The organism is Natronospira elongata (assembly GCF_034931365.1).
Taxonomy (GTDB): Bacteria; Pseudomonadota; Gammaproteobacteria; order Natronospirales; family Natronospiraceae; genus Natronospira; species Natronospira elongata.
Window position 1 is genome coordinate 1 of sequence record NZ_JAYGII010000051.1, and the last position, 12,587, is coordinate 12,587.

12 protein-coding genes are annotated in these 12,587 nt (G+C 60.0%); 2 read left to right on the top strand and 10 right to left on the bottom strand.

Annotated features, from left to right (window positions below; genetic code table 11):
- Positions 1-90: 90 nt before the first annotated feature.
- Positions 91-636: a hypothetical protein gene (locus VCB98_RS12900; RefSeq protein ID WP_346053202.1), complete on the bottom strand. Its 546-nt coding sequence runs from the start codon at positions 634-636 to the stop codon at positions 91-93.
- A 235-nt stretch (positions 637-871) separates the two neighbouring features.
- Between VCB98_RS12900 and VCB98_RS12905 the strand changes: the two genes are divergently transcribed.
- Positions 872-1,903: an integron integrase gene (locus tag VCB98_RS12905; RefSeq protein ID WP_346053204.1), complete on the top strand. Its 1,032-nt coding sequence runs from the start codon at positions 872-874 to the stop codon at positions 1,901-1,903.
- Positions 1,904-2,044: 141 nt separating this feature from the next.
- Here VCB98_RS12905 and VCB98_RS12910 read toward each other — a convergent pair whose 3' ends face one another.
- From VCB98_RS12910 to VCB98_RS12920, 3 genes are all read right to left on the bottom strand, one after another.
- Positions 2,045-3,292 carry a type II toxin-antitoxin system HipA family toxin gene (locus VCB98_RS12910; protein WP_346053206.1) on the bottom strand — a complete coding sequence of 416 codons (1,248 nt, stop codon included), beginning with the start codon at positions 3,290-3,292 and terminating at the stop codon, positions 2,045-2,047.
- Positions 3,282-3,620 (bottom strand): helix-turn-helix transcriptional regulator, encoded by a 339-nt coding sequence (locus VCB98_RS12915; protein ID WP_346053208.1) that lies wholly within the window; start codon positions 3,618-3,620, stop codon positions 3,282-3,284. Before VCB98_RS12915 ends, VCB98_RS12910 begins: the two co-directional genes overlap by 11 nt.
- 159 nt (positions 3,621-3,779) lie before the next feature.
- Complete coding sequence (locus tag VCB98_RS12920) at positions 3,780-5,000, bottom strand: methionine gamma-lyase (RefSeq protein ID WP_346053210.1); 1,221 nt, start codon at positions 4,998-5,000, stop codon at positions 3,780-3,782.
- 135 nt (positions 5,001-5,135) lie between these two features.
- Here VCB98_RS12920 and VCB98_RS12925 point away from each other — a divergent pair, with 135 nt between their 5' ends.
- The gene (locus VCB98_RS12925) at positions 5,136-5,591 is read left to right on the top strand and encodes an Lrp/AsnC family transcriptional regulator (protein WP_346053212.1); all 456 of its coding nucleotides are present in this window, start codon (positions 5,136-5,138) and stop codon (positions 5,589-5,591) included.
- 47 nt (positions 5,592-5,638) lie between these two features.
- Here VCB98_RS12925 and VCB98_RS12930 read toward each other — a convergent pair whose 3' ends face one another.
- The 6 genes from VCB98_RS12930 to VCB98_RS12955 form a co-directional block, all read right to left on the bottom strand.
- On the bottom strand, positions 5,639-6,160 hold the full coding sequence (locus VCB98_RS12930; RefSeq protein WP_346053213.1) for a hypothetical protein: 522 nt from the start codon (positions 6,158-6,160) through the stop codon (positions 5,639-5,641).
- Between the two features lie 100 nt (positions 6,161-6,260).
- Positions 6,261-7,205, bottom strand: coding sequence for an aldo/keto reductase (locus tag VCB98_RS12935; RefSeq protein WP_346053215.1), 945 nt, complete (start codon positions 7,203-7,205; stop codon positions 6,261-6,263).
- 31 nt (positions 7,206-7,236) lie between these two features.
- Entirely contained in the window at positions 7,237-8,583 is a 1,347-nt protein-coding gene (locus tag VCB98_RS12940) for an NTP/NDP exchange transporter (RefSeq protein WP_346053217.1), read from the bottom strand.
- 124 nt (positions 8,584-8,707) lie between these two features.
- On the bottom strand, positions 8,708-9,886 hold the full coding sequence (locus tag VCB98_RS12945; protein ID WP_346053218.1) for an acetate/propionate family kinase: 1,179 nt from the start codon (positions 9,884-9,886) through the stop codon (positions 8,708-8,710).
- Positions 9,883-10,860: a bifunctional enoyl-CoA hydratase/phosphate acetyltransferase gene (locus tag VCB98_RS12950; protein WP_346053219.1), complete on the bottom strand. Its 978-nt coding sequence runs from the start codon at positions 10,858-10,860 to the stop codon at positions 9,883-9,885. Before VCB98_RS12950 ends, VCB98_RS12945 begins: the two co-directional genes overlap by 4 nt.
- Before the next feature lie 131 nt (positions 10,861-10,991).
- Positions 10,992-12,587: putative bifunctional diguanylate cyclase/phosphodiesterase (locus VCB98_RS12955; protein WP_346053221.1), on the bottom strand; the 1,596-nt coding region annotated here is incomplete at its 5' end.

A 12,587-nucleotide genomic window follows, 5' to 3' on the forward strand; every position in this document is an offset into this window, starting at 1 on the left:
TAACGCCGAGCTGAGCGGCGGGTTTGTAGCGGAGCGGAAAACCCGTCCGGCGTAGGCCCGAACAGGGCCGGAGCGAACTCGAGCGACTGGTTATCTGCGGCTCGCATTCTGCACCATGCTTTCAATAGCAGTTCTTGCTACCTGTTCCGCATCCCTCGCATATTGCCCATGATTGGCGACAACTATCACATGGAGGAGGACTCCGCCAAGCTCGAAGCCATATTCCTGACGGTATTTCTCTTCATCTTCGTAGGAAGCTATAACAACTGAATAGGACCCGATATTCTTGGTTTCAATACCTAGGTTATTTTGGTTCTCCAGTTTATGCTCAAATGCTTGTTTTATGGTGTTGTCGTTGATCTGATCTGGGACCGGAGGGCCACCACGCAATATAGGTTGACCGGGTTCCAAACGACTAAAACCAACCATTGCGTTCGTGAGATAGTCGGGCGTCAATATAAATGGATTTTCTGTATTAGTGTAGCTCCAACCACTCGTTTGAAAAGTAATTGAAGGCTGCCCAGAAAGCGCCACATATCCTCGATCATCTACCGTTGGTGCGGTACTAGAACAGCCCGCAATTAGTACGATAAGAGCTGCGACACTTGGAAGTTGAAATTTTATTTGTTGGCTCATCAATCCAATTCCTCAAGCAGATAACAGCTGATTGTACGTCTGGCGCGTATATCGGGGATAACGCGCTGTCTCGATAAGTCCGGGGCCAGGTTGTCTGGTTTCCGGTTGTTTTTTCCTTCTTTCAATAACATAGCGCAATCCTTTGGTATCCGCCCATGGGGATACCTTGACAGTCGCATTTGCCCTTCTCAATAATACTGTATATCCATACAGGCGCCAAAAGGGAGGTGGCGAGATGGGTAGGTTGCGATCTGAAGGGGAATCGGTTGCGGCTGCGGGGCCGTCTGCTTCGGGCCAGGAAGGCGAGGCGAATCGGCCGCGCTTGCGGGAGCAGCTGCGGCGGGTGATTCGCACTCGGCGATACAGCCGTCAGACGGAGAAGAGTTACTGGTACTGGATTCGCTATTTCATTCGCATTCATCGTATGCGCCATCCGCTGGAGATGGGGGAGGCGGAGGTGGCGGAGTTCCTGAGCTTCCTGGCAACGGAGCGGCATGTGGCGGTTTCGACTCAGAGCCAGGCGCTGAATGCGCTGGTGTTTCTCTATCGTGCGGTGCTGGAGCGGCCGCTTGGAGAGATCCAGGGCATACGACCGGCGAAGCGGCCACGGCGCTTGCCTGTGGTGTTCAGTCACGAGGAGGCCATGGCGGTGATACGGGGGCTGGAGGCACCCTATCAGTTGATGGTTTCCTTGATGTACGGCAGCGGGCTGCGGGTGACGGAGGCGGCTCGGTTGCGAATGAAGGATGTGGACCTGAGGCGTGCCGTTCTGACGGTTCGGGATGGTAAGGGGAGCAAGGATAGAACGACGATACTGCCGACTGCCGTTGCGGCGATGCTCAGGGAAAGGATGCAATGGGTTGAGACGCAATGGCGGCGAACGCCACTTGATAAGCGCCAGCCCGTCTCCCTGCCCTTTGCCTTGGCCCGCAAGTATCCCAATGCGGCGACTTCCCTGCCCTGGCAATGGCTGTTTCCGGCGCCGGGCCTGAGTCTGGACGACGAGGACCGGGCGGTTCGTCATCACTTGCATGTGAGTGCGGTTCAGCGCCGGGTCAGGCAGGCGGTTCGAGCCTGTGGGATTGGCAAGCCTGCCAGTTGCCATACCTTCCGGCACAGTTTCGCTACGGAGTTGCTGCGCGGGGGTGCGGACATACGCACCGTGCAGGAGTTGTTGGGGCATACGGACCTGAACACAACTCAGATCTATACCCATGTCCTCGGGACGGGCTTTGCCGGGGTACGCAGTCCGATGGAGATGATATGACGGTTCAGGCGGCGGTGGCTTTCGGGGTTTGATCGCACGACTCCCTGTGCTCGGTTTTAATAACTACACTTCAGTGTAGCTGTCGGTACCCGGGTCCGCCAGGTCGCAGATTGCCCGGTGGAGCTCGCAACCGCTTTCCCCTCATTTACCCAGCGCATACGGGTTGAGGAACTGACGACCCCATAGCATTTGACGCTCTGCAGCAGATAGCCCGGCCTCATCGCAGGTTACTGCCCAATGATCATGGATGCCTTGGCGTTGCTGCTGGATGATGTCGTCTGCCTGTTCCGGTGTCAGGAGGTATTGCCCTGCGGCCCGTCGGCAGAGGTCGAGTTGGCTGTTTCGATTCTGGCCTTGAATCAGCATGGCCTGTGCGGCTTCGTTGCCAGTTCGAGCCTGGGGGCAGATATCGTAGGCAGGGGTGAGCGCCAGGTGGTTACCATCCCAGAAAGCGGCATGGTTTCGGGCGTGGTCGTCGGTGTTGCCACAGAGGATGTTGAATACCAGACGACCGAAAAGCTCTCGCAAGGTGGCACGGGGTTCATGGAAGCGATGGCGAATGATGTTGGCCAGATCTTCGTAACTGGCATATCGGGCCAACATTTCGTCCAGCTCCAGAATCGTAAGGGCGGAGACGACCATTCGGCGCTCACCCACTCGCTTGCCGCCCGGGCGATCAAAGCGCTCTACGAGAAGCACATCCTTCCCGGCTACTTCACGGCGTTCCACCTGTGCCACATTCAACCCCAAACGGGCGGCGAGACGCATGGCGAGAAACTCGATCTTGACGGTGGGGATCACGTCCGTGCTGCTAGAGAACTTGGCGATGTACTGTCGACCATCCGCCTGAATGCGGGCTTTGGGGCGTGCTCCACCCAAGGAAGTGCCGTGGAGTAACGCCTCCTCAAGCGCGGGCGGCAATGACTGGCCCTGCTCGATCCGAGATGCTGCTTCCTGCAATTGCTCCAGACTGGCCTCACCCCCCAGGCGGGGATGATATTCATGGGCGGATGCCTGGAAATCCAGGGCGCCAACACGGTCGGAACCCGAGTTCAGCAGGTAAGTCAGTTCATCGACAACGCCGGGGTCAACCCCACCGGCCGAGTCGCCAAACAAACGGTTGAGGATGACTCGGCGGCCCCAGGCGTCCGGCGCACCATCACGCAGGCAGCCAGGCATGGACAAACCCGGACGCAATGGAAGCAGTCCAGACTGCAGCGGCAATTCTGGCCAGTACAAAGGAATCGCGTCATCCCGCTGGAGATAGCTTTGCCCGTAGTTGAATTGCAGCCCTGCTGGGCTTGGTGCTAACCGCCCGGCTACCACGGGTCCTGTCTGGCCCGGCAGCCAAATCCACACATAGACTTCCCGGGGCGAGCTAGAAGTCATCTTTCACCTTCCCGGGTGACTTGCGGACAGCGCTGGGCAGGAGGGCAAGCCGGTCTGTGGCGGCGCGGAGCCTGGCGTCTAGAGGCCCGGGCTCGGCCTCGAACAGGGGCACGCCGACAATGGCGGCCACTTCGAAGGCCGCCCCCAGCTGCACCCGGGGGTCGCCCTTTTCGATGCGGTAAAGCATGTCCCGGGAGATACCGGCCCGCTCACTCAACTCCTGGGCCGTCATACGCTTTTCCAACCGGCCGGTACGCACCAGAACACCCAGCAGCCGAATCGCCTGCCGTGTGTAATGGGAGTAGGCATGTGTTCGAGCTCCTGCCACGCTGGCTCACTTTGTCTTATATATAAGACATATAAAGGTTGACGTCTTACAGATAAGACAAATTATAGCAGTGGTGGGAGAAATATCCAGGCAGCATAAAACACGGCCCGGAACACGCTTCAGTGTCCCGGGCCGCAGTGCGTGCAGGTTTAGGCGGGTTCAGCCGGCCTTGCGGAGGTCGACTTTTTGGTCGATCTTGTCGAAGGCCTGTTGCAGGTCGGCGATGATGTCGGCCGGGGTTTCCAGGCCGACGGAGAGGCGGACGAGATCGTCGCTGATGCCGTGTTCGGCGCGTTCCTCGGGGCTGAGCACGGAGTGGGTCATGCTGGCCGGGTGCTGGATGAGGCTTTCGGCATCGCCCAGGGAGACGGCGCGGCGGATCATCTGCAGGCTGTTCATGAGGGTGCGGCCGGCTTCCACGCCGCCCTCCACATCAAAGGCCATGATGGCGCTGAAGCCGTGCATCTGCTTCTTGGCCAGCTCGTGCTGGGGGAAGCTCTCCAGGCCCGGGTAGTAGACCTTCTTCACCATGGGCTGGGCTTCCAGCCAGCGGGCCACTTCCATCGCGTTCCTTTCCTGGCGCTCCATGCGCACTTCCAGGGTCTTCAGGCCACGCATGAGCAGGAAGGCGGTGAAGGGGGACATGACCGCGCCGGTGAAGTCCTTCAGGCCGGTGAGGCGGACATGAAACATGTCTTCCTCGCTGCCCAGCAGCACGCCGGCCACCAGGTCGCCGTGGCCGCCCAGGTATTTGGTGGCGGAGTGGGCGACGAAGTCGGCTCCCAGTTCGATGGGGCGGGTGTTGACCGGGGTGGCGTAGGTGTTGTCCACGGCCACGCGGGCGCCGTGCTTTTTGGCGATCGTCGAGACGGCCTCGATGTCCACCAGATCCATGGTGGGGTTGGCCGGGGTTTCGAAGTAGACCATCTTGGTCTTTTCACTGATGGCGGCTTCCAGATTGGCCGGGTCGGAGAGATCCACATGCCGAACCTTGATGCCGAACTCGGTCAGGCCGTGGTTGAAGAAGGCGTGGGTGCAGCCGTACAGGGTGGTGTCGGCGATCAGCTCATCGCCGGGGCGCAGGAAGCTCCACATCAGGGCAGTGATGGCGCCCATTCCGCTGGCGAAACCCAGGGCCGCCTCGGCCCCTTCCAGGGCGGCCATGCGCTTTTCCAGCAGCTCCACGGTGGGGTTGGAGATGCGGGAATAGAAATGACCCGCCTCTTCACCGGCGAAGCGGGCCGCGCCCTGCTCGGCACTGTCAAAAGCGAAGGTGGAGGTGACGTGCATGGGCGGGGTGAGCGCGCCCTGCTCTTCCAGGGGGTCGTATCCGTAATGGATGGCGCGGGTGGCGAAACCCGAGTGCTTGTCTGCGGCCATGGTGCTGCTCCCGTCGTCTTGCGACTGTCTTCCGTTGGCGATGCCCTGATGCTATGCCCTATTTCGGGGCATTTGCTTGCAATTCATGGCGCCAAGGCGCAGTCTTTTGGCAGATTCTGCCAATCGAGAGGGGATATGGACAAGATTGACCGCAAAATCCTGCGTGAGCTGCAACTGGATGGCCGTTTGAGCAATCAGGAGCTGGCCCAGCGGGTGAACCTCTCCCCCTCGCCCTGCCTGCGCCGGGTACGGCGGCTGGAGGAGCAGAAGGTGATCCGGGGTTACACGGCGGTGGTGGATCAGAAGGCCTATGGCTACCCCATCACGGTCTTCGTCCGCATTGCCCTGGCCCGGCACGATACAGACACGGTGAAGGAGTTCGAGCAGCGGGTGAAGGAGATCGACGAGATCATCGACTGCTTTCTGATGACCGGCCAGCGGGATTATCTGATGCGAGTGGTGACCCACAGCCTGGACGACTACGAGCGCTTCGTGCGCGACACCATCCACACCATTCCGGGAATCGGCTCAATCGACACCAGCTTCGCCTATGGGGTGGTCAAGCGCTCTCCGGCTCTGCCGGAAGGCTAAGTCGGCCCGCCTGCCGGCCACTCGACCGACAGGCGTGACCTGGACGTTTAGCAACTGATGGTGACGGTACCCGGCTGTTCCTCGCCGCGCCCGAACAGGGAGTCATCGGAGTCATAGGCCTGGTTGTGGAAGACCGCCTCGGCACGCACGCTGCCGGCCTCACGATCAATCTCCAGGGCATTGAACTCACCCAGGGCATTGTCGCCATCACGTACCACCCAGTGATAGTAGTGACGGGGATCGTCACTGTCTGACATGGCCATGACCACGATCTGGTTTCGCTCAGCCGTAAAATCTCCCGACAGGGAAAGGCTGCTCATACCCTCAGGCAGGTCATATTCCTCGCCATCGGCGTCCGCTGGCGAGATGGCCATTTGCCGATCACTCACAAAACAGCGGATAGGCAGGCGATGAGAGTGCCCGGCAATATCAAATACGGCCATGGGCTCCTCGGGCTGCGCCTCGGATACGGCTACCCCTTCCTCTTCATCCGACCCACAGGCCATCAGGCCCAGCATCAAACCCGCACTGGCGGCAATGGCAATGATTCTTGTTCTTGATGATTCCATGCTGTCTCCCTTTGCAGAAAAAAGAAACACCCCGCACCGGTGGCGATGGGGGTGCCTCGATTATATCCACTCTTCGAATCCGGACCATCCTCAATAGAACCTACAAGGACTCGATGTGCCGAACCATGCGTGCACGCATCTCTTCATCCGGCAGCTTGCCCAGGGCGGCACCCATGTTGTCGGCCATATGGCGGGCCCGGCTGGTGGCCGGCGTGGCTGCGGTAACCACCGGGTTGGCAACGACCCACTTGAGGAAGAACTGGCCCCAGGTATGGGCGTCAAATTCCGCCGCCCAATCGGGGACTTCCTTGCCGTCCACCTTCTCCCACAAACGGGTGCGGCCAAAGGGCGCATAGACCAGCACGCCGATACCCTTGTCCTTCGCCATGGGAAAGATGCGCTCCTCCATGGTGTGGTTGTCGATGGCGTAATCCACCCCGATAAAGTCCAGCTCGTAGTTTTTCATGACCGATTCGAGCTGCTCGTATTGGCGTGGGAAGGTCGTGGTCACACCAATGTATCGGATGCGACCTTCTTCCTTGTATTCCTTGAGGATGGGAATCTGGGTCTCGACGTCACCCAGATTATGCACTTGAATCAGGTCGATAGGATCCTTGCGCACAAAGTCGAAAGAGCGCTCCAGCTGTTCTCGGGCGGCCTCGGGGTCGGCACTGCCACCGCCGCGGGGCGCCACATTGAGTTTGGTGGCCCAGAACACTTTGTCGCGTATGCCCAGCTCATTGACCAGGCGCCCGGCCACTTCCTCGGAGCCACCATAGCCGGGCGCGGTATCGAAGACACTATTTTCATGCCCCGCCAGTTTCTCGAACACGGCCTTGATGCGATCGTATTCACCGGCTTCGGCAACGCTGCGGAAGGTAGCCGAACTACCCAGGCCCACAACCGGGACGGCTTCATCAGTGCCGGGAATGGTGCGGGTGATCATTGGCAGATCACGATCTCCGGCCCAGATGATGCCGGGTTTGATTGCCAGGGCTACACCGGCTGCCATGGACAGCTTCAGATACTCGCGTCGTGTGATCATCATGATCTCCTCACCTTGTCGAAGGATCTGTTTACCGCCGCGCAGCAGCGGCCATTTTACCGGGTCCATCCTGCTGGGGAACGGGCAGACGCCCAACCAGTCCTTGCTGTGCCCGCCCAAGCCACAGGGCCAGACCGGCCCAGACCAAAGCCAGGGGCACGGCAACACTGGCGATCCCGGCCAGGCCCATGCCCAAACGCCCGAGCAGGCCTTCTACCTGAGCCCCCACCACATCACCACCACGATAGACGAAGGTGTCGATAAATGCCTTGGATTTGTACTTGTCTTCACGGCTGACCACGGTATACAGCGTCTCCCGGGCCGGACGCTGTATGGCACGCTGCACGGCGCGAAAACAGGCCTCGAAGATGATCAAGGCGGCCAGGGAAGCAACCAGGGCCAGGCCGATGAAACCCAGCGCGGCTGTCAGGGGCAGCAGCATCAGGGTGATGTGAACACCCAGCCGGCGCATGAGATGGCCGGCAATGAAGGCCTGGAGAATCAGCGTGGCTACCTGGGTAATGACATCAATCCGGGCAAAGATGGTGGTGCGATAGTCCATGTCATCGCCCAGGGCGGCGACCATCTGCAAGCGCGTGAAGTAAAGAAAGGTGGCCATGATGGCGAGAATCACGGCATAGGCGGCAATACCCATGAGATAGCGGGATTGAAAAACCGCCTTGAAACCGGCCCAGGCACTGCCACCGATCACCGCATGTTCATCCACCGCTGGCGGTGCATCCGGATCCAGCTCCGCACCGGGCTGCGGCTTCTCCGGTTGCTGCATGGCCAGCGCCCATGCCATGGCCACGGCAAGCCCGAGAAATGCCGTGGAGACCAACAGCAGTACCGGGGTGCCAAAAGGCTCGGCCAACAAGGAGGCCAGCCAGGGGCCAAAGATGGCACCGCAGGTGCCACCCACCGCGATCATGCCGAACAGTCGCTTGCCCTGCTCCAGGGAGAAGCGATCCGCCATCAACGCCCAGAAGACCATGGTGACAAAAAGGTTGAACACACTGAACCAGACATAGAAGACCTGACCGGTGGTCACGCCTATGACATCCGGGGTGGCAACCATCAGAAAATAGAAACCGATCAGGCTGAGGCCAAAAAAGGCATAGGTGGCGGTGATGAAATACAGTCTTGGCAGGCGACTGACCAAAACGCCAAACAGCGGGTTCACCAGCAGGGTAATGAAGGCGGTGCCCACGAATAACCAGCGCACCGCTTCGATGCCACCTTGCAGCCCCAGCGCCTCGCGAGCGGGACGCAAGAGCATCAAGGCAGTCAGCACACAGAAGAAGAACAGCCCGGCGAGAATCACGGAGAGCAACTCGTCACGGCGGACGTTGAAATACTGCTTCAGACGATCGGTCATGGAAAGTCCCGGTACTCAAGCCTCGTGAGGGCCCTGGAATTGTTCACTGCCAGGCAGTCCAATTTCGGACAGTATAAGGTCTTATGAAGACCGCGAGGGTGACAAGTTCCCGGCGCAATGGGGCTCAATCCTGGATGGTTGCCATGAGCTCGCGAGTGTGGCGGGCAATGACAGCCTGCTCGTCGGTGGCCAGAACATATACAGGCCGGCTGTCAGCACAATGAATCCGCGCGGCATTGGATGCATTGGCATCCTCATCGAGGCTAAAACCCAGCCAGTCCAGGTGATCCACGATGGCCTTGCGGACCGGCGGGCAGTTCTCACCGATGCCGGCAGTGAAAACCAATCCATCCAGACCTCCCAGAGCGGCAGCCAGCGAGGCGATCTCGCGGGCCGCGCGGTAGCAGAACACAGCCACTGCACGGGCCGCGGCCGGCTCATCGCTGGCCAGCAATTCCCGCATGTCATGACTGACCCCGGACATGCCCAGCAGGCCGGAGCGGTGATAGAGCAGGTCCTGAACCGCCTCCACGCTTAGACCCTGCTGCTGTATCAGATACAGCACAACACCCGGGTCCAGGGCCCCGCAGCGCTGGCCCATGGGCAGACCATCCAGGGCAGTAAAGCCCATGCTGGTCGCCTGACTCAAACCGCCCTTGATCCCGCAGAGGCTGGCTCCATTCCCCAGGTGGGCAACCACCGCCCGACCCTCGGCCAATGCCGGATCAATTCTTTGTAGTTCACCGGCGATGAACTCATAGGATAGACCATGAAAGCCATAGCGCAGCACCCCACGCTCCTGCCATTCCGCCGGCAGGGCGAACTGCTGCGCGACCCAGGGCTGGCTGCGATGAAAAGCGGTGTCAAAACAGGCAATCTGGGGCAGCTCGGGCCGGAGTTTCATCAAGTGGCGGGCGGCGGAGAGATTATGAGGCTGATGCAGGGGCGCCAGCCCCGACAGATCATCCAGCTCGTCCAGCAATTCCGAATCCAGATGAACCGGTTCCGCATGACGGATGCCCCCATGGACCACCCGATGACCCACAGCGCGCAAGGACTGGTGGCCGACCGTCTGGTCCAGCCATTCCAACAGACAGCGCAGGGCCTGTTCGTGACTGCCATCCTGAAGTTTTCGAACCTCAGGGGTGCCGCCGTTGCCATCATGAATCAGCAGCTGTGGCTTGCGCCCCCCGAGGCCCTCCGCCTGGCCATGCCAGGCAGGGGATTCAGCGGCCATGCCATAAACCGCAAACTTGATGCTGGAGGAACCGGCATTGAGAACCAGGAGCCGCGCCTCACTCATAGGCCCTGACGCTCCCGAAGGGCTCGGTCGCGGCCTTCCTGCTCGGCCTTGTGCATCAACTGAGCAATGGCACAGGCGGCCTGGCGGGCGAAGCGGTCATCGGCCCGGCTGGTGAGGACAAGGGGCACTCGGGCGCCGAGAACAATACCGGCAGCATCGGCCCCGGCCAGGTAATGAAGCTGCTTGCCCAGCATATTGGCCGACTCCACATCGGGCGCCAACAGAATATCGGCCCGACCTGCCACCTCGCCGCCAATACCCTTGGCCTCTGCCGCTTCCTCGGAGATGGCGTTATCGAAGGCCAGGGGACCGTCCAGCCGACCGCCCCGGATCTGCCCCCTTTCGGCCATCTTGCACAGGGCCGCGGCATCCACGGTGGATTGCAGGGAGGGATTGACCTCCTCGGTGGCGGAGATGATGGCCACCCGGGGATTCGCGGTGCCCATGGCGGCGGCCAGATCAATGGCATTTTGAACGATATCGGCCTTGGTCATCAGGTCCGGGCGAATATTGATGGCGGAGTCGGTGATCAGCAATGGCCGGGGGTAACTTGGAACATCCATGACCCAGACATGACTCATCCGCCGCCCGGTCCGCAACCCGACCGCTCGCGGGACAATGGCCCCCATAAATTCCCGGGTATGAAGCGAGCCCTTCATCAGCGCTGCCACCTCGCCAGAGGCCGCCATGGCAGCCGCTGTATCCGCGGCCTCGTGGCTATGCTCGGTATCCACCAGTCGAGTCTGGCCCAGGTCCAGGCCGGCCTTGTCCGCGCAGCGCCGAATACGCTGTTCAGGCCCCACAAGTACCGGCTCAATCAGCCCCTGCAGTCCGGCATCCAGGGCACCGCTCAGACTCTCTTCGTCCACAGGGTGAACGACCGCCATAGGCAAAGGCGGCAGACCCCGTGCCAACTTGAGCAGCCGCTCAAGCTGAACCCGCGGCTTGTTTGCTGACGACTCACTGGAACCCATTACAACTCTCCGCTTGACCTCGAATGGCATCCTGAAGGATTTCGGGAGAATTCACAAAGGCCATGTCCGGAGGCGGCGAGGACACACCTCGAACAAATATAGAATAATTGATCTGGGGAAAGCGCCTGAATTTATCCGCCTTGATCTCCGGCCTGTGGGAAGCTATTGGAACCGGCTAATTCCGACAGCGGCCTGGGGCGGCTGATGGCATAGCCCTGCGCCATGTCCACCCCCATCAGGTTGAGCACCTCGAGAATTTCCGCCGATTCCACATGCTCTGCAATGGTCTGCTTGCCGGTGATATGCCCCAGGTCATTGATCTCGGCCACCATGGCCCGATCCCGACTGTCTTCGAGGATGTCGCGAACGAAACTGCCGTCGATCTTGAGGAAGTCCGCCGGCAGATTCTTGAGATAGGCCATGGAGGATTGACCAATACCGAAATCATCCAGCGCAAAACGACAACCCAGTTCCCGTAAACGCTTGATGGCGACACTGGCAGTGGAAAGATTGGCAATCACGGCGGTCTCCGTAATCTCAAAGCAGAGCTTCTCGGTGGGAATGCCTGCCTCCATGACCCGGCGAGAAAGCATATCCAGCAGGGACTTGTCGCCCAGGCTGCGTCCGGAGAGATTGACGGTAAACAGGGAAATGCCCTCCATAGTGCCGGGATTCGCCTTGATCCAGTCCAGCACATGCTGAATCACCCAGCGGTCAACCCGATGGGCCACGGAGTAACGCTCCGCCGCCGGCATGAACAGACCTGCCGAGATTCGCTCACCTTCCGGCGAAACCATTCTGAGCAGGACTTCCAGGCACAAGCACTCAGGGTCTTCCATGCATCGGATAGTCTGATAATGAAGCTCGAAGCGATCCTCTTCCAGAGCCGCCACCACCTGATTGACCCATCGCATCTCACCGTGACGGTCCAGCAAAAGGTCATCATCGGCCTGGTAAACATGGATGCGATTGCGGCCTTCATCCTTGGCGGCATAACAGGCGGCATCGCCCTGCTTGAGAACGTCTCCGGCGCTGACGGCATCCGGCCGGATGGGCACCAGGCCGATACTGACGCTTACTCGAAAAGCGCCCTCTGCGGTGCGAAATTCCGTCCCTTCCACGGCTTTGCGCAATGTATCTGCAACGCGATAAGCCTGCTCCGAACTGGTATCCGGCAGTAGCACCGCAAACTCGTCCCCGCCCAGGCGGGCGATCCGTTCGCTGCTACCGAGCATCATCTGTATACGCAAGGCCAGCTGCCTCAGGAGGTCGTCGCCGGTGGCATGATCCGCGGTCTCATTGACCAACTTGAATTGGTCGATATCCATATGAAACAGGGCATGCTCACGATCTTCCTGGCGGCTGCTTTCAATCAAGCGGCATAACTGGCGCTCAAACTCGGTTCGATTAAGCAAGCCGGTTACCCGGTCGTGTCGGCTGTGAAAGTCCAGCTCTTCAGCCAACTCCCGCACTTCAGTAAGATCCTGAGCGACAAAGATGAAGTGACGGGGCTTGCCCTTCTCATCCCGCACCAGCGTCAATGTAGCGGTAACCCAGACCGGCTGACCGTCCCGGTGACGAAGACGCAGCTCAAGCTGGAAAACGGCATTCTTCTGTGCCAGACAATCCTCCAGCCGATCCTCGAGCTTCTCTACTTCACCGGGATGAGCGATGGCTTCCAGTAACTGACCCTGTATACCCTCCCGGCTCTGTCCCAGCATGGCGCA